At 42.0% G+C, this 16,583-nt stretch carries 15 protein-coding genes; 10 read left to right on the top strand and 5 right to left on the bottom strand.

Annotated elements, in window-relative coordinates:
- Nucleotides 1-17: 17 nt before the first annotated feature.
- From ACQV1I_RS18720 to ACQV1I_RS18690, 7 genes are all read left to right on the top strand, one after another.
- Nucleotides 18-1,700 carry an ABC transporter permease gene (locus ACQV1I_RS18720; protein ID WP_116334898.1) on the top strand — a complete coding sequence of 561 codons (1,683 nt, stop codon included), beginning with the start codon at nt 18-20 and terminating at the stop codon, nt 1,698-1,700.
- Nucleotides 1,701-1,918: 218 nt separating this feature from the next.
- The gene (locus tag ACQV1I_RS18715; RefSeq protein ID WP_236645884.1) at nt 1,919-4,396 is read left to right on the top strand and encodes an NEW3 domain-containing protein; all 2,478 of its coding nucleotides are present in this window, start codon (nt 1,919-1,921) and stop codon (nt 4,394-4,396) included.
- 100 nt (nt 4,397-4,496) lie between these two features.
- Nucleotides 4,497-6,017: an argininosuccinate lyase gene (gene argH / locus ACQV1I_RS18710; RefSeq protein ID WP_116334830.1), complete on the top strand. Its 1,521-nt coding sequence runs from the start codon at nt 4,497-4,499 to the stop codon at nt 6,015-6,017.
- Nucleotides 6,014-7,000 (top strand): N-acetylglucosamine kinase, encoded by a 987-nt coding sequence (locus ACQV1I_RS18705; RefSeq protein ID WP_116334829.1) that lies wholly within the window; start codon nt 6,014-6,016, stop codon nt 6,998-7,000. Before argH ends, ACQV1I_RS18705 begins: the two co-directional genes overlap by 4 nt.
- Before the next feature lie 50 nt (nt 7,001-7,050).
- Complete coding sequence (locus tag ACQV1I_RS18700; RefSeq protein WP_116334828.1) at nt 7,051-7,893, top strand: PIG-L deacetylase family protein; 843 nt, start codon at nt 7,051-7,053, stop codon at nt 7,891-7,893.
- Between the two features lie 45 nt (nt 7,894-7,938).
- Complete coding sequence (locus tag ACQV1I_RS18695) at nt 7,939-8,697, top strand: metallophosphoesterase family protein (protein ID WP_116334827.1); 759 nt, start codon at nt 7,939-7,941, stop codon at nt 8,695-8,697.
- Nucleotides 8,698-8,952: 255 nt separating this feature from the next.
- Complete coding sequence (locus ACQV1I_RS18690) at nt 8,953-10,521, top strand: site-specific DNA-methyltransferase (protein WP_116334826.1); 1,569 nt, start codon at nt 8,953-8,955, stop codon at nt 10,519-10,521.
- Here ACQV1I_RS18690 and ACQV1I_RS18685 read toward each other — a convergent pair.
- A complete protein-coding gene (locus ACQV1I_RS18685; protein ID WP_116334825.1) occupies nt 10,487-11,701 on the bottom strand; it encodes a helix-turn-helix domain-containing protein in 1,215 nt (404 codons plus the stop codon). The genes ACQV1I_RS18690 and ACQV1I_RS18685 overlap by 35 nt on opposite strands.
- 108 nt (nt 11,702-11,809) lie before the next feature.
- Between ACQV1I_RS18685 and ACQV1I_RS18680 the strand changes: the two genes are divergently transcribed.
- Nucleotides 11,810-12,169, top strand: coding sequence for a hypothetical protein (locus ACQV1I_RS18680; protein ID WP_094700904.1), 360 nt, complete (start codon nt 11,810-11,812; stop codon nt 12,167-12,169).
- 147 nt (nt 12,170-12,316) lie between these two features.
- Here ACQV1I_RS18680 and ACQV1I_RS18675 read toward each other — a convergent pair whose 3' ends face one another.
- Both ACQV1I_RS18675 and ACQV1I_RS18670 read right to left on the bottom strand, forming a co-directional pair.
- Nucleotides 12,317-12,748: an EamA family transporter gene (locus tag ACQV1I_RS18675; RefSeq protein ID WP_116334824.1), complete on the bottom strand. Its 432-nt coding sequence runs from the start codon at nt 12,746-12,748 to the stop codon at nt 12,317-12,319.
- Nucleotides 12,749-12,799: 51 nt separating this feature from the next.
- Complete coding sequence (locus tag ACQV1I_RS18670) at nt 12,800-14,053, bottom strand: hypothetical protein (protein WP_116334823.1); 1,254 nt, start codon at nt 14,051-14,053, stop codon at nt 12,800-12,802.
- Between the two features lie 229 nt (nt 14,054-14,282).
- Here ACQV1I_RS18670 and ACQV1I_RS18665 point away from each other — a divergent pair, with 229 nt between their 5' ends.
- Both ACQV1I_RS18665 and ACQV1I_RS18660 read left to right on the top strand, forming a co-directional pair.
- A complete protein-coding gene (locus tag ACQV1I_RS18665) occupies nt 14,283-15,254 on the top strand; it encodes an aldose 1-epimerase (protein ID WP_116334822.1) in 972 nt (323 codons plus the stop codon).
- Nucleotides 15,255-15,386: 132 nt separating this feature from the next.
- Nucleotides 15,387-15,719 (top strand): DUF1904 family protein, encoded by a 333-nt coding sequence (locus tag ACQV1I_RS18660; RefSeq protein ID WP_094700908.1) that lies wholly within the window; start codon nt 15,387-15,389, stop codon nt 15,717-15,719.
- 74 nt (nt 15,720-15,793) lie between these two features.
- On the opposite strand, the gene ACQV1I_RS18655 is transcribed toward ACQV1I_RS18660, so the two are convergent.
- Entirely contained in the window at nt 15,794-16,276 is a 483-nt protein-coding gene (locus ACQV1I_RS18655; RefSeq protein WP_094700909.1) for a small multi-drug export protein, read from the bottom strand.
- A 32-nt stretch (nt 16,277-16,308) separates the two neighbouring features.
- Nucleotides 16,309-16,539: a helix-turn-helix transcriptional regulator gene (locus ACQV1I_RS18650; RefSeq protein ID WP_116334821.1), complete on the bottom strand. Its 231-nt coding sequence runs from the start codon at nt 16,537-16,539 to the stop codon at nt 16,309-16,311.
- Nucleotides 16,540-16,583 lie beyond the last annotated feature (44 nt).

The raw sequence follows: 16,583 nt of genomic DNA, 5'->3' as shown, positions 1-16,583 counted from the left end.
CTAAACAACGCCACTTCATGTTTTTGTCCTCCAACTCTTTTGTCTATGTTCTAGTTGCTCCTTTATTTCTTATCTTACTTGCCTATGTTGTTTATCCGTTAGGGCAGACCTTTTTCCAAAGTATGAAGATAGACAAACAGTTCACGCTTGCTAATTATGCTCGTTTTTTTAGTTTGGAGCATACGGCAAATCTGGAAGCTCTTTGGACCAGCTTATACATCTCGGTACTTAGTGTGATTACCTGTGGAATCGTAGGGATAAGCTTGGCATTTCTATTAGAACGCTATGACTTTCCAGGGCGTAAAATCTTGTCTGTACTAGCCATGGTTCCGATGGCATTACCCCCTCTGATTGGGGTGCTTTCCTTTACTTTTTTATATGGAGAGAGCGGCATTATTCCCCGAGGCTTACAAGAATTATTTCAGCTTCAGCAGGTACCTTTTTCGTTAAAAGGCATGTGGGGCGTACTGATTGTCCATACTTTTACCATGTATACGTATTTTTACATGACGGTCTCAGCCGCAATAAAAGGGCTAGATCCTTCACTTGAAGAAGCCGCAGCCAATCTTGGTGCCAATCGGGTCATCGTCTGGAAGCGCGTCATTTTGCCTATGCTGACACCAGCTATTGTGGCGTCGTCTTTGCTGGTATTTATGATTGCAATGGCCTCCTATACAGCTCCGCTTATCTTTGGGATTGATCGCACGATGACAATGCAAATCTATTTATCTCGCACGAACGGCAATCTCGATATGGCAGCAACACAATCTACTATATTATCGATCGTTTCAATTTTGTTTTTGCTATTGATGCGCTGGTATCAGGGTGTACGCAATTATCAGAATCAGAGCAAAGGCATAAGTATACATCGGACAGAGGTAAAAAGTACAGCTGGTCGGTATACAGCAATGGTACTCTCTACGATTGGTGTTGTTATTCTGCTGCTACCAATCCTTGTGCTTGTGCTTCTATCTTTCTCAGTAGATGCTACCTGGACAGTACAGGTTTTACCGCCAGCTTATACGTTCTCTCATTATCTTGATTTGTTTACAGACAGTAAAACATGGAGGCCAATTTTTACTAGCTTTGAGATGAGTTTCATTGCTACCCTTGGTAATGCCATCTTTGGAGTAGCCGCAGCTTATGCTATGATCCGACTGAAATTTAGAGGGAAAACCTTACTTGATGTCCTGATTATGCTTCCGTGGGCACTGCCTGGCACCGTTGTGGGTGTTAACTTACTTGCTGCTTTTAGCCAGCCGCATCCATTTGGTTTTAATCAGGTTTTGGTGGGAACGATCTGGATTTTGCCCTTGGCTTATTTTGTACGTCATCTACCGTTAGTCTTTCGTTCCACCTCAGCTACGTTGATGCAGACGGACCATTCGGTAGAGGAAGCGGCACGTAATCTTGGGGCTTCCTGGTGGTACAGCTTCCGACGTGTCATATTTCCCATGGCGTTACGTGGAATTTTAGCAGGGACATTATTGGCATTTGTGCAGGGAATAGGGGAATTTGTAGCTTCTATCCTGTTGTTCACGACAAGCTCCACACCAATTTCCGTAGAGATATTCCAGCGCATGTATTCTTTTGAATTCGGTACAGCTTGCGCATATGGTGTTTTGCAGATTGTGTTGATTATCATTGTTCTGTTCCTTTCTAAAAAATGGACGAAAGATCATGCTGACTCAGCCGTTTAGGGCTAAGGAGGCAGGGGAGAAGCAATAATAGCCAATAGGAACTAGTTTGATTACATGGCGAACCCGCATAGGATTCCATGAAAAAGCATCAAGTATCATTACAGGTTTTTTTCAAAAAAGAATGACCTCAAATAAGGGGGGAAAATCCATTGAGAACAGGAATTTTATATCTCCGTCCGTTTTTTACATGGTTTGCAGGACTCACCAGCATAGCTCTTATGGCTTCACTAGTAACCTTACCCCCTTCACAGACCGTTCATGCCGATCGAGGTGTTGTTGATTTATGGAAAGCGATTCTACCGTTGACTACGGTGGCAAGCGCGATGAATACCGGTGCCCATCCAGATGACGAGCACAGCGCTACGCTTGCGTATCTTAGTTTAGGCAAAGGAATAGAGACAACGAGCCTGATCGCCAATCGTGGAGAAGGTGGGCAAAATGAGATCGGTGGTGAGCTAGGTAATTCACTAGGGATTATTCGGACGCGGGAATTACAAGAAGCATCCAAAATTACTAACGTAAATCTAATCAATCTCAGTGAACAAATGAATGATCCGATTTATGATTTTGGCTTTTCTAAAAGTCCTGATGAAACATTAGAAAAATGGGGTGAACAGAATACCTATGAACGTTTGATTCGTCATATCCGTCAAGTTCGCCCCGATATAGTGATCCCTGCTTTTCTCAATGAAGAGTCTACTCACGGCCATCATCGTGCAATGAATGTGATTACGGTGAGAGCTTTTGAAGATGCCGCTAACCCGGCTGTATTTCCTGAACAAGTAAAAGCAGGATTATCACCCTGGCAGGTTAAAAAGCTATATCTACCAGCAAGTGTTAAGGATTATACAGTTCGGGTTCCTATAGGTGATTACGACCAAATATATGGAGCCTCTTACAAGCAGTTGGGGGAAGAATCACGTTTTATGCACAAAAGTCAGGGGATGGGACGTCACTATGAAGAAGGACCGGACTTCGTTTACTACAAGCTAGCCAAATCAGTTGGGCCGATAAAGCAGAAGGAAGGAGATTTGTTTGAGGGAGTGTCCACTACATTTGAGGATTGGTCAAAAGAGATTGCTCAACAGAAGCAAGGAGGTCGGTTATCCCAAAAAATCCATCAGCTACAAAGCGATGCAGAACATATTCTCAGGTCATATCCTGACTTCTTGAAAGTGGCTAAGGGAATTCATCAAATGAAAAAGGATGTAACAGATACGATCAAGGAGGCTAAATCAACTGATCTAGATGCAAGAAGCATGGGGGATGTGCTTCATCGATTACAGATAAAAGAACACCAATTAAATAAAGCGAGTGCAGAGGCATTGTCGTTCGTGGGCAAAGTAAAAACTGCCAGCAATGAGCTGATTCCTGGGCAAACGACTAAAGTGACGGTAACAGCATATAATGGCAGTCAGGTCGCTATTAAAAATGTAAGGATATCGCTAAAGACACCAGAAGGATGGAAGGTGAACGCGACTGGACCTACGACGTTTGGACAGGTGGGCTACAATCAGACCATATCAGTAACTTATGACGTACGTATTCCAAAACATGCAGTCAAATTTCATCCGTACCGCTTACCGATCTTCTCTAGTGATATTACCTATAGTGCTTTTGGAGAGGAAGCGACATTACATGCTGTACCGCAAGCTACGGTGGGGATCTTGCCACCATTTTCTCTATCGCTTAGCCCGGATGCTACTGTGTTAAACACCCTCCAGCAAAATCAATCGATTCCAGTCAATGTTACGGTGAAAAACAATACGACAGGTGCTTGTGAACCAACCATCTCGCTTGTGTTACCAGCCGGCTGGATTGCGAAGCCAGCGTCGAGTAAACTCAGCTTTGCTAATAAAGGGGAAACCAAAAGTATTTTGTTTCAGGTAACCCCGTCCCAAAAAGTAAAAAACGGTACGTACGAGATCACAGCAAAAGCCAGTGCAAAAGGCTTACAGAGTCAAGAAAACGTGCAAGTCATCACATATCCACACATTGGTACCACCTATTACATCCATCCTGCTACACTTGCCATTCAAGCTTTTGATCTGCAACTGACAAAAAATATAAAGGTAGGATATATTTCTAGTGGTTTTGATCAAATCGATCAATATCTACTGCAATTAGGTATAAACGTGGTCAATTTGGATGCAAAAGCAGTAGAATCAGGCGATTTAGAGCAATATGACACAATTGTGCTTGGTATACGCGCTTACGGGTTTCGCCCAGAGCTGATCCCAAGTAATAAGCGTCTACTTCAATACGTAGAGAATGGTGGTAATCTTGTCGTTTTGTATCATAAACCCGAGGATAAATGGACACCTGATCTGGCTCCTTATCCCATTACAATTGGGCAACCGCTTATAAAGTGGCGTGTTACGGATGAAAATTCCAAAGTGACGATGCTACAACCAGAACACCCTTTATTTACAACTCCTAACAGAATTACTGCACAGGACTGGAATCATTGGGTTCAGGATCGCTCTGCCTACAATCCATCTGCTTGGGGCAAAGAGTATATCGAGTTATTAAGCAATGGAGATGCCAAAGAGAAGGAGTTCACAGGTACCTATCTTACTGCGAAATATGGCAAAGGAACCTACACGTACAGCTCCTTGGTCTGGTATCGTCAAATACCTAGTTTAGTGCCAGGTGCAATTCGCATGTTTGTTAATATGATCAGTTTGAAGCAATAAAGCAGTCTATTTATTTACATCCGTGAGGGGTCTCAATCTAAAGGAGACCCACGGATGTGGAATACAAGACCCAGTAAAATAGACAAGGAGGTATCAAAATATGAATTTTCAAGCTCAACAAGCGAAAATGTACGCTAAGGAAGGAACCAGCTTCCCAGGGAAAACCTATGCTAAGGTAGTTCTAGAACCAGCCTTTGAAGAAGCTAAAGTTCATCTGTTAGCCCCCATGATGGCCATCAATAAGGCTCACCTAATTATGCTAAAAGAAGAGGGCTTACTTTCTATGGAGGAAGCGAGACGAATCGCGTATGCATTACAGAAGCTAGATGTAGACATCCTACGTCAGTCTCGTTACACAGGTGAATATGAGGACCTATTTTTTCAGGTGGAAAGCCAGTTGCTAGAGCTGGCAGGTGACATCGCTGGCAATTTACATATTGCTCGTAGCCGCAATGACATGGGAATTTGCATTTATCGGATGGTACTAAGGGAGAAGCTACTGGTAACGTATTCATCTGGAATGCTTTTGCATAAACATTTGTTACTAGTTGCACAGGAGAATATTGATACCATCATGGTTGGTTATACTCATACCCAACAGGCACAACCAACCACTTTGGCTCATTATGTAATGGCGATGGCAGATTCCTTGGAACGCGACCTACGTCGATTACGTTCTGCTTACGAAAATTGTAATCGAAGTCCAATGGGAGCGGCTGCCCTGACCACTTCTGGCTTTGCGATTAGTCGTGTTCAAATGAAAGAATTATTAGGTTTTGATGAAATGGTGGAAAATTCTTACGATGCCATTAGCGGAGCAGATTATCTTGGTGAGGCGATGCTGGCAGTTCAATTAGCGGCGATCAATCTTGGCCGATCGGTACAGGATTTCCTGCTGTGGTGCACACAAGAGTTTAGTGCTGTGAGAGTGGCCGATCCATATGTGCAAGTCAGCTCCATTATGCCGCAAAAGCGAAATCCCGTTTCATTGGAGCATATGCGTGCCTTATTATCCAGTTGTGTAGGTACAACCAATACTGTGCTTTCGATGATGCATAACACCCCGTTTGGTGATATTGTTGATACAGAAGATGACATGCAACCATACGTATGGAAAAGTTTGTCCATTTTGGATAACATGTATCATTTATTGATGGCTGTTATTACAACGATGCAAATCAATAAAGAGGTTCTCATGGCACGTGTTAAGGGAAGCTTTGCCACAGTGACCGAACTAGCGGATACATTAGTCCGTACGGATAAGCTGTCTTTTAGAACCGCGCATCATATTGTCAGCTATGTAGTGCAGCAGGCGATCAAACAAGGAATGACAGCCGATCAAGTAACACTTCATATGGTAAATGAAGCAGCTCAACAAGTGATTAAAAGAGAAGTACTACTAACTGAGGCAGAGCTTGCTGAAGCGCTTGATCCTGTACATTTTGTTACCATTCGTTCTTTACCGGGGGGTCCTAGCCCTAGAGAAATGATACGTATGATTAAAGCTCGAAAAACAACACAGAAGCTGATGCAAGATTGGTGGCAGACAGCAACATTGCGTTGTCAAACCGCCTTGTCGCAATTGGATTATACCCTGTCAACATGGAGTGAAAACACATGAATCAATGGCATATTCCTCTTCTAGCAGTAGATGGAGGAGGCACAAAAAGCTTGGCGATGCTACTAACCTACAACCAGCAGGTACTGGGAACGGGAAGGGCTGGATCATGTAACTATCATGGAAAAGGTGTAGAACCAGCTACATATGAGTTAAAAATGGCAATTCGAAGAGCAATGAATGAAGCCATGCCTCCACAGTTACAAGATCACTCTCAAACAAACGCTTCTCTACACGTAGACTGCGCTGTTTTTGGCTTAGCTGGTCTGGATACTTCCTACGATCGAGCGATCATATTGAAGCTAGTGAACCAAGTGCTTTTTGATCTGAACATTCAAATAAAGCAACTGGTAGTTGAAAATGATTGTGTTGCTGCCCTTATAGGTGCCACAGGTGGTAAGCCTGGTATATTGGCCATTGCTGGTACAGGGTCCATTGTTTGTGGTATTGGTACGGATGGAAAGAGAGGCAGAGTAGGGGGCTGGGGGCATCTAGTAGGTGATGAAGGAAGTGGTTATTGGATCGGTAATCAAGCGTTAACCGCTATATTTCGAGCATCAGATGGTCGCTCGGATACTACATTGCTAACAGATGAAATCCTTGCTTATTTGCAAATGGATGATGTAGAACAGCTTTTTCGCTGGGTCTATAATGAGAGGACATATTCGGTGGACAGAGTGGGTGAACTCTCCCGCCTTGTAAGTAAAGTAGCGCAACAAGGGGACCAGACGGCACATAAGATTTTGGAAAAAGCCGCAGATGAGTTGTTTACAGGTATAAAAACTGTCATGGGTCAGCTTGATCTACAAGAACAAGCTTGTCATATTATTTTACAAGGAGGCGTGCTGAAGCATGAGCCACTTGTGAGACAAAGGCTTATTCAATTGATTAGTGAGCATGCTCCAAAAGCAATCGTGGATGATAACGAGCAAGAACCCATTAAAGGCGTAATTGCTATGGGGTTTTCTGCCATGAGGAATCACTAAGATTCTACTGTCATTCAAATGAAATAAGGGTAGCAAAGGAAGGAAGTAGCATGGGTTATTTTATCGGAAATTCGAAAAAAAGACGCCTCCTGTTTCTTTTTCCACATCCTGATGATGAATCGTTTGCCTGCGCAGGAACCATGGCGAAATATAGTGAATTAGGGCATCATATTTATTTGGTGACAGCTACATCAGGAGATAAAGGTAAGTGCGGACCGTATTCGATCACCTGCCAAAAAGAACTAGCTGTCTGGCGTGAGCACGAATTAACCAATGCCATCCGCTGTTTGGGAGTATCCGATTTGTTTTTATATCGCTATCCAGATGGCGGGCTTGCGCAGATGGACCAAAACGTGTTGGCAGAGCGTGTACTTCAGACGTTACTTTCTATGAAACCGGAGATCATCATCACCTTTCCACCAGATGGAGTTACAGGGCATCCTGATCATATTGCGCTTTCTCTTGCGGTAGAAAATGCGGTAAAACGCTTTGAAGCACAAGCATCCCCACAAGACTATCCCGATTTGTATTATGTCTCCATACCACATTATTATGATCATTGTACAGAGTGTGCTCCACAAGTAGCTTTCCCGATTACCGCGAAGGTTGATATTTCAAAATATAAAAATCAAAAAGGCAAAGCATTGCAGGAATACAAGAGTCAGGAATACTCAGTTAATAAAGCATTTCCTGGGGTGCTACAGGGTGATTTTTCTGTAATAGACCCTTATGAATATTACACACTTATACGTTCACAGGGACGAAATGAGTTTGCCAATCGATCAATCAAGCATATAAATACAGTAGAGGCGTTTACTAAAGGTGAGCATGATCCCAAGCTACAGGTCGCCAGTGTCCCGACCATTTGTTTTTTTAAGAATTGGGATGAGTAAGCTAGCACTACGCATACCGCAGACAGATAAAGGAAGTGAGACAGCATGAAACGTACTCTGGTAATGAGCGATATTCACGGAGAATTAGATAAAATGGAGCAATTGCTGGCGAAAGCTAATTACCATGTAGATAAGGATCAACTCATCTTGTTGGGTGATTACGTAGATCGTGGGCCCAATGCCAAGGGAGTCATTGCTAAAGTAAAGGAACTAACTCAAGCAGGAGCTATTGCCCTAAAAGGAAATCATGAGGATATGATGATTAAAGCTTTAACCATCGCCAATGAATTCTGGATGGGCAGGTGGATGCGTAATCATGCACCTACAACATTACGTGCCTACGGTTTCGAATTGCCATTAACAGAAGAAGAAGCCTTACAACAGGTGATCAGACCAGGAATAGGCTCAAATGAGCCACCCAAAATATTACCAAAGAAAGAGGCACCTGGGGTTAAACTGGAATTACCCGAGCAGTTAATAGAGGACATTCGTTTCCTAGAACAATTGCCACTCTATTATGAGACAGAGGAATACATCTTTATCCATGCAGGAGTGAGTCCAAACAAATCATTGGAGGAAATGGACGAGCAAGAAATGATCTGGATACGTGAAGAATTTCATAATGGATATGCGGGAGAAAAGACGGTGGTTTTTGGTCATACATCTACGAACTATTTGCATCCAGATGGTAGTACGGATGTTTATTTTGGGAAAAATAGGATTATTGGAATTGATGGAGGCTGTGTGTACGGCGGTAAATTACACTGTCTGGAATTGCCAAGTCGCAAGGTATATACGATCTAATCTTCATCATGATAAGAGGGAGGGGGCTGTTTTCCTAAATGGGAAAGCAGCCTTTTCTTTATGAAATCACCCCGAAAATCAACATCTGCAAATACATGCAAAAGGTAATTTTTTGAAAATGAATGACTAGACCTCATAGGTCATCCGTCTCTTATAGACACTGCTCTTTGAAAGGAAAAAAATTGAAAATGACGAATATGTATCCAGAGAATGTAATAGAAGTAAGTTTGATAGCATAGTGGAGGTGTCGACTAAGTGGAGGAACGAAAGCAACACCTGCTTGAGCGGCAAAGGGAAAATCGAAAAAAGCTCATAGAGCATTTCCCTAGCTTGATGCATCAAGGATTTCTGGTAAGGGACGAATGGTTAAAACTGTTTGGGGAGGATACCTTACACGATGATGGATACGGGTTGATTTGGCCAAACAAGAAGACTGCTTTACAGGAGGCATCTCAGAAGCCAGCTTTTTTGTCCACTCCCATGCTGAATGTACCACGCTCTAAAAATGCTAGCAAAACAGAAAATCTGTATATAGAAGGCGATAATTTAGATGGATTACGACTTCTATGCAACACATATACAGGTAAAATCCAATGCATCTACATAGACCCGCCGTATAATACAGGTAAAAACTTCATTTATAAAGATAATTACCACAGGAAAACGAAGAGCAATATCATCGCCCATAAACACTCTTCTAGGTTTGATCAACAATGGCGAGAAAATATGCATAACGATTGGCTTACGATGATGTACCCCCGCTTGGCGATTGCACGTCAACTATTAACAGAAGACGGGGTCATTCTCATTAGTATTGATTCAAAAGAATTTGCAAATCTGCGCCTTATCTGTGATGAGCTTTATGGTGAGCAAAATTATCTCGGTGAGTTTGTTTGGAGTGGAGGGAGAAAAAATGACGCTAAGTTTATATCCATCTCACATGAATTTATATTGGTATATGGAAAAAATGTAAGCTATCTTCAACAACACCGAAAGGTCTGGCGCGAGAAAAAAGCGGGGTTGGCGGAAATTTATAAGCAAGGGAAGCAGCTCACTAAAAAGTATAAAGGACAATTTCGAGACGCAAGTCTTGAATTAAAAAAATGGTTCCGGGCATTACCAGACGATCATCCCTCGAAGCAACACAGCCATTATTCCGCAATTGACGCTAACGGTGTTTACTTTCCAGGAGACATCTCTTGGCCAGGCGGAGGGGGGCCTGTCTATGATGTATTGCATCCAATTACAAAAAAACCAGTTAAGGTTCCATCGAGAGGATGGGCTTATACTGAAAAACGAATGAACAAATTCTTACAGGAAGATTTGATACATTTTGGTATAGATGAAACAACGATCCCCTGTATAAAGCGTTATCTACATGACACAGAGTATCAGGTTCCGTATAGCGTGTTTTATCATGATGGCAGAAGGGCGATGAAACGCTTGCGAAAGCTAATGGGTGGTCAGCTTTTTCCCTTTCCTAAAGACGAACGATTAATGAAAAAGGTGTTGGAGATTGTAACGCATAAAGAATCCATTGTCTTGGATTTTTTTGCAGGCTCATCCACTACGGCCCATGCTGTGATGCAGCTTAATGCAGAGGATAATGGAAAGCGTAAATTTATCATGATTCAACTGCCAGAAGCTATACCGGTCACTTCCACAGCCTACCAACACGGCTACCGAACCATCTGTGAGCTAGGTCAGGAGCGTATTAGACGTGCAGGAGAACAGATTTTACAGGAAACAGGGAGCCAGCAGACTGATTATGGATTTCACGTCATTACTCTTAACGGTGTTGATACAGATACAGTAGCCGATTAAGGCACTCTTGTTTGCCTTGTGGATGGTAATCACCATAACAAATAAGGCTGTGCAAATAACTTTGTTCCGCTTGCGTAAACTCATCTAATTGCTGATAATATTGACCTAGTAAACGATAAAAATGGCCATAGCTTCTTTTTTCTAAATAGGTCTCGGGTTGGATGTTCCAAGGGGCTTTATCTTCAAGCAAAGAGGAAATATTCGATATGTGACCATAGTCTAAGTATATTTCGATGAGCTGATTGACTACTACTAGACTGGTTTTACGACTAGCAAGCGTTAGACATTTTTTTAACTGCCGAATAGCAGTTGCCTTGTTGCCTATTCGATACTCCAGTAATGCTCTCATTAGTCTATAATGCTCAGAGGAGGAGGTACGGGAGATTTGGCTATAGCACATAAAAGCCTCTTTCGCACCCTGGAAATCTTCCAATGCATACGATGAGTAAAATAAGGTGCTGTACGCATATATCGAGTGAGCAGGCTTACGTTGAGCAATCTGCAATAGCTCCTTACTATACAAGATGGATTCATCGTAACGGCATAACAGATAGGCATGCATACTAATATGTTGATATAGCTGGATTTGTTGTTCAACAGGTAGGAGAGCTGCATAAAATAACACATTTTTTCCTAGGTAAAAGGCGGATTCGAAGTCCGCTTCTTTTTGTTGTGCCATCAAATATAACTGGAGAAAAAGCTGGGCCAAATGCTGGAGCAAGCCGTGATCTCTCGCATACTGAGCCATAAGATCGTATAGAGTTTGTTTTAATACAATGTCTTTTACTTGTTGAGTTTGTTCATATAGCTTTCTAAGCAAACGATCGGTCTCTTCCTGAGGAGACTTTAAATAACTTAGTGCAACTTTACGAACGAGCTGCAAATTACCTATGAAGAGGGCATCCTCCAACAGTTCCTCTAAAATTTCAAGCCGTGGTTCCACCAATAAATAGGCCTCAATAATTTCTGTATAGGGAATGTGGAGATGTTCGACGAGGGGTTTCAATGTTTTTAATTCTGGCCGCCTAGTATCAGCATTTTCAATTTTTGAGATAACTCCCTTACTGATCCCAGTCATGTGGGCAAGCTGTGTGATTGAAAGGTTGGCTTGTTGCCGATAATTGCGAATGATTTCGCCGATAGTGACGTAATACATACTATCTTGAAATAAAGTACTCATGAGTCGACCCCTTCTTTCCTCACAGATTTTTACCAAAAAGTAGCCCAAACAAGGTATACAATCCTTAAATTTGTTTATAACAAGGCTAAGAAAGTAGATAGAGGAGGTGTGAAATCGTTGAGTGGATTCTGGATAAAACTTGTGGCGACTCCTTTTTTATTCCTGCTACTAGATAATGTATATGGTGGCATTTATTATCCTTATTGGTGGGAACCTGTGGTAGCAGGTGTGGTGGTAGCACTTCTTGGTCAGTTAATGGAATTAATGTTTTTGCAACCTGGTACATTATGGTTAACGACTTTTCTTGATATGATCATGTGTCTGGTTGTCGTCTTCTTTACTAAATTTATCTTTAGTGGAACTAAAATGGGTATGGACGGTATTTTCTTTTACGCTGTCTTTTTCGGGATAACCGAGTATTTTTTGCATCTTTGGCTTATTCGCAGTGGACGAGTGGAGAAAGTATAAGCTAGAAAGCCGGAGCTTATTATTCTGTAGCGATCTTGTGCTATAGTGCCAAGATCGCTTTTTTCATAGTGTGAAAATACAGGAATATATGTTCTTTTCGGTCATAAAAGAAAGGCCTGACAAGCATCAGGCAATAACAAGGTATGGTTACGAACCAAATGCCACTAATAAAGTTCCAACGGCAATTAGTCCAATGCCGATACCACCAATTAAGCTAACTCGTTCGCCGAGAAATACAAAGGCTAACCCAACAGCCACCACGACGCTTAATTTATCAATGGGACCAACTTGTGCGACCTTCCCGTACTTTAAGGCCACAAAATAAAACAACCACGATAATGCTCCAGCTACACCGCTTAGTACGATAAAGGAAAGAGCTTTTTTGTTGGCAATAACTTCGCCAATGGCATTCCATTTTCCTTCAAAAAGAACCACACCAAGTAAAAATAAGGCCATAATAACAGCTCGAATAGCAGTTGCTGTATTTGCATCCACTTGATTTAAACCAATTTTTCCAAAAATAGATACCAATGCTGCCATTAAGGCAGATAACAATGCAAAAATCAACCAAGCCTGCATAGAGGGAACCACCTTTGTATGTATAAAATGAGAATTACTTATGTATAGCACTTAGGTTGTTTGACGTTCAAATGTCTGAAGCATGTGCCCTAAAAGGTGAATAAATTCTGTTTTTGTACAATAATAGCATTGATCGAGCCAAAATGGGTGAAGATTGTGCCAAACTGTTGGCTCCGACACATGACGAAAACGCCCAAATAGCTGACGTGGGTAGGCTGTATGTGTAATTGAAATTTCATATTGATCATTTACATAGATGGTGTGTTCGTCGGTTGACTCACGTAAGAATCCGCGAGATATTAATGATTTATCCGCAATGTCAAGTAAGAGATCACGAGGTGAAAATACCTCTAGATTATGATCGATTTGCTGGAAGAAAGCGGGGCCATATTCCACAAATAGATGGGCCACTTCATATAAATATTCCACCAGCTCTTGTTCGTCTGCATAGCTTCTCCACTGAGCAACACCGTGTGTACGACCCCATTTCCCTTCAGACCAGGTCCAAAGATCAATACTGCCATAGCTCGCATGTTGTAAAAGAGCCGTGAACTTCCGTTGTCGTTTGTGAAACGTTAAGAGCAAACCAGTATTCGTTATAGCAGGAGTTGCACGATAAAAAGCAAACTGTTCGAGGGCATCCCTTCCTTTTTTTCCACCCTCTTGGTTTGGCGTAGGTACCGCTTCAGACAGAACAAATCCAGCTTTGAGTAAGTGTTCCTGCAAGCAAGCCTTGATCATTTTTTTTACTCGAACAGGTGAGCGCCGACACTTATTTATAAGGATACGATGCTGTTGCAGAAATTGAGATGTTTGTCTGGATAGATATGCGAAGGACCAGCCTTCCACATCGGCTATATCAAAGGCTTGAAGAAATAGTGCTCTAGCTTCTCCATGTGCCTTCTCCGCTGATTCATTTTGTAACGTGTAGTTCATAAACCTCTCAAAGCTTGACGGGGATGTTACCCAATCAGACAAGGTGGATAGTGTACCTTCCAATTGAAGATCACAAGCGACATCATTATATTGAATGAACCAGGAGACCAAAGCTTCACCGTTTAAATAGCAGGAAAATCCCCAAGCCTGATTGGGCAGACTAGCTACATACATACTTAGTTGTCCAGTAATCTCCGAGATGTAAGCAGCGAATTCGTCACTTCCATCTTCTTCATCTGATAACATAACTGCTGTCCAGCTCTCATTTATCGGATAGAGATAGGATTTGATGTTATTTTGCTTTAGAATCGTTTGCACATGTTCTTTATCTATCTGATAAAGCAATGTGGCATAAGTAGTGTAACCCATGCCGTCATTCCCTCCCGTCATTTACACTAGTTCTCTATTGGAAATCGTACCATATGAAATCAAGTGGTTTCCAGCTAGTAGCCCCTTTCAGGCAATTGGCCCTTTTATCGCTTTTGCTTGTGTTCTAATTTCGGATTGCGTTACACTACAAAATGATAGAACATCAATGATGATGTAAGTCGAGTCATTACACATTTGTGGATGCTTTACAGAGGGAAAGGAGATTGTCATGACAAGATATCAAGTAGCAGAACGAAAAGTAGACGATTACATAACATATGTCCTGACTGATGCAGAATATCCAGCGGAAGCTCATCTAGTGCCGGGGCTCGGAAATAATTTATTTCGTTTTACAGTGAATAACCAAGAAGTATTTGTATCACCTGAAAAAATATCCATGATTAAAGATGCTTCTGCCCGATTCGGGAATCCGATTCTGTTTCCGCCCAATAAAATTAGACACGGAAGCTTTTCCTTTAACGGGAAAAAATATCAACTAGGCTTAAATAAAGGGGAGCACCATTCTCACGGAGAATTACGCGTACGCGCTTGGAACGTTATAGATCGCGGTGCAAAAGCTGATCGTGGAGCATTCGTCGTATCCGAATTTGATTTTGCGGATCATCCAGATTTATTGGAAGCATTTCAGGCACGTTTGGTGTTCCGATTTACTTATGTTTTACAAGATGGCGTACTGCGTTTGGAAGGGGAAGTGAGGAACGAGAGCGAAGTAGCTGCTCCGTTTATGTTAGGATTCCATCCTTATTTCAACGTGAAGCAAGGTCACGAACAACAAACAGTGATGCAGGTTGATTCAAAGCTAGAGTGGCCGGTAAACGAGGAAGGATTCGTAGATGGTGCTCCCACCCCAACTGACCTGTGCCAGCAATTAACTAAGGGGCTTCTCTATCCTGACATGCCAAAAGGTCGCGATCATGCCTTTGTCACAGTAAAGGATGGGACCACCAGCTGCCAACTGATTGACCAACAAGCTAATCATAAAATCATTTATGAATTTGGTGATCAATTCCCATTCATGTTAGTCTTCCAACCAAGCTGGAATACAAGTGTGTCTCTTGAGCCATATACGGCTGTCACAGATGCTTTTAACTTAGATGTAGCAGAACAGACGGGTGCTCGTGGTCTAGGGCCAGCGGAACAATTCGTCTTTACACATTCTTTCCGTGTAGAGAAACTGTAAGTATTTCTTGTGATATTTGGAAGGTTGTCAAATTACATTTACTTGGTACATGTAGGCGAGGAATGCGATATAGATGTATTCCTCGCTTTTATTTCGAAAGGGTAATTACAAGAACAAAAAGGAGGAAGGGACATGCCTCAATTATTATTACGTGGGATTTCTACCGAACAGGCATGCAACATGAGCGAGTCTTTGCTTCGTGAGTTAGCAGAGATTTGTGATTGTGGAACAGACAATTTCATCATGGAGTGCATACCAACTATCTCTATCTTTGAAGGAAAGAGAGTAGAGACATATCCTTTTATTCACGTGTATTGGTTCGAGCGTGGAACAGAAGTAAGGGATCGCTTTGCGGAATGCGTATCTAGACATGTTTTGGCGCAGGGGATATCGGAAGTGGAAATTGCCTTTAGTACTTTTGAGACCAATAGCTATTATGTAAATGGAAAACGCTGTTTTGATTAAGTGATATAGTTAAAAGCCTGCGGAATATGATATCCCTCAGGCTTTTGATTTTTAGAGTCATAGTATGTAATGAACTATTTCTGTAGCATTCGAATCAAAAATCCATTCTGCTCACCCATGTTCATAAGGTCAGCTCCAAAATATCCAATAATCATTGCTAGCCCTGTCCATGCAGCAAGACTAATACCAATCCACAGCAACATTTTTTGTCGGGTTGCCCCAAAGGACATTCCCATTATTGCAGTAAGATGACTTCCGACTAGAGCAGGTCCTAAAAGGCATAGCCCAGGTAATCCATACTTCTTAAAGAGCTGTTTTGCACGTTGCTGACGTTTGCTAGGTTCTTTGTCACCACGCTTTTTCTGCAACCATATTTGAACTTTTTCCATTAGTAAGATAAGTAGAAAAACGGTAATTGCGTTCCCAACCAGCGCTACTAAGGAAACCAAAATGGGATTCAGTCCAGCAAAAATCCCAATCGGAATCATGGCAATAAGCTCAAACATGGGAGTAGCGGCAAATAGGAAAATAATGAAATAGGGCCAAAGTAGATTCATAGTTGATAGTTCCTCCTGATCTGGGTGATCATCTAATGTTGAATGTTGTTTGAATTACCGCGAATATCGATACAGAATTGAAATAGATCTTCTACTGACACCTGAAAGACATGTTCCATTTTTAGAGCCATTACTACTGAAGGAGCGTAGTCACCTTTTTCGATCAGACCAATCGTTTGACGTGTCAGGCCTATGGCAGTAGCCAAATCCTGCTGAGACCATTTCAGACGAGCCCGGTGCTCCCGTACTCTGTTTTCTAACATTCAGAAAATCATTTCTGTTTCAAATCTTATGTTTAATGTAAATA

The sequence above is a fragment of the Brevibacillus sp. JB24b genome, from assembly GCF_051713385.1.
Taxonomy (GTDB): Bacteria; Bacillota; Bacilli; order Brevibacillales; family Brevibacillaceae; genus Brevibacillus_B; species Brevibacillus_B laterosporus.
Note: the sequence above shows the minus strand (reverse complement) of the source record. Positions and strands in the feature narration are given on the sequence as shown.

What these genes read in the sequence shown, in the direction of transcription:
- ACQV1I_RS18670 (WP_116334823.1), bottom strand. Translation starts at nt 14,053, where the DNA reads ATGGGTTACACTACTTATGCCACATTGCTTTATCAGATAGATAAAGAA.
- ACQV1I_RS18700 (WP_116334828.1), top strand. Translation starts at nt 7,051, where the DNA reads ATGGGTTATTTTATCGGAAATTCGAAAAAAAGACGCCTCCTGTTTCTT.
- ACQV1I_RS18685 (WP_116334825.1), bottom strand. Translation starts at nt 11,701, where the DNA reads ATGAGTACTTTATTTCAAGATAGTATGTATTACGTCACTATCGGCGAA.
- ACQV1I_RS18660 (WP_094700908.1), top strand. Translation starts at nt 15,387, where the DNA reads ATGCCTCAATTATTATTACGTGGGATTTCTACCGAACAGGCATGCAAC.
- ACQV1I_RS18650 (WP_116334821.1), bottom strand. Translation starts at nt 16,539, where the DNA reads ATGTTAGAAAACAGAGTACGGGAGCACCGGGCTCGTCTGAAATGGTCT.
- ACQV1I_RS18665 (WP_116334822.1), top strand. Translation starts at nt 14,283, where the DNA reads ATGACAAGATATCAAGTAGCAGAACGAAAAGTAGACGATTACATAACA.
- ACQV1I_RS18715 (WP_236645884.1), top strand. Translation starts at nt 1,919, where the DNA reads ATGGCTTCACTAGTAACCTTACCCCCTTCACAGACCGTTCATGCCGAT.
- ACQV1I_RS18675 (WP_116334824.1), bottom strand. Translation starts at nt 12,748, where the DNA reads ATGCAGGCTTGGTTGATTTTTGCATTGTTATCTGCCTTAATGGCAGCA.
- ACQV1I_RS18655 (WP_094700909.1), bottom strand. Translation starts at nt 16,276, where the DNA reads ATGAATCTACTTTGGCCCTATTTCATTATTTTCCTATTTGCCGCTACT.
- ACQV1I_RS18720 (WP_116334898.1), top strand. Translation starts at nt 18, where the DNA reads ATGTTTTTGTCCTCCAACTCTTTTGTCTATGTTCTAGTTGCTCCTTTA.
- argH (WP_116334830.1), top strand. Translation starts at nt 4,497, where the DNA reads ATGAATTTTCAAGCTCAACAAGCGAAAATGTACGCTAAGGAAGGAACC.
- ACQV1I_RS18705 (WP_116334829.1), top strand. Translation starts at nt 6,014, where the DNA reads ATGAATCAATGGCATATTCCTCTTCTAGCAGTAGATGGAGGAGGCACA.
- ACQV1I_RS18695 (WP_116334827.1), top strand. Translation starts at nt 7,939, where the DNA reads ATGAAACGTACTCTGGTAATGAGCGATATTCACGGAGAATTAGATAAA.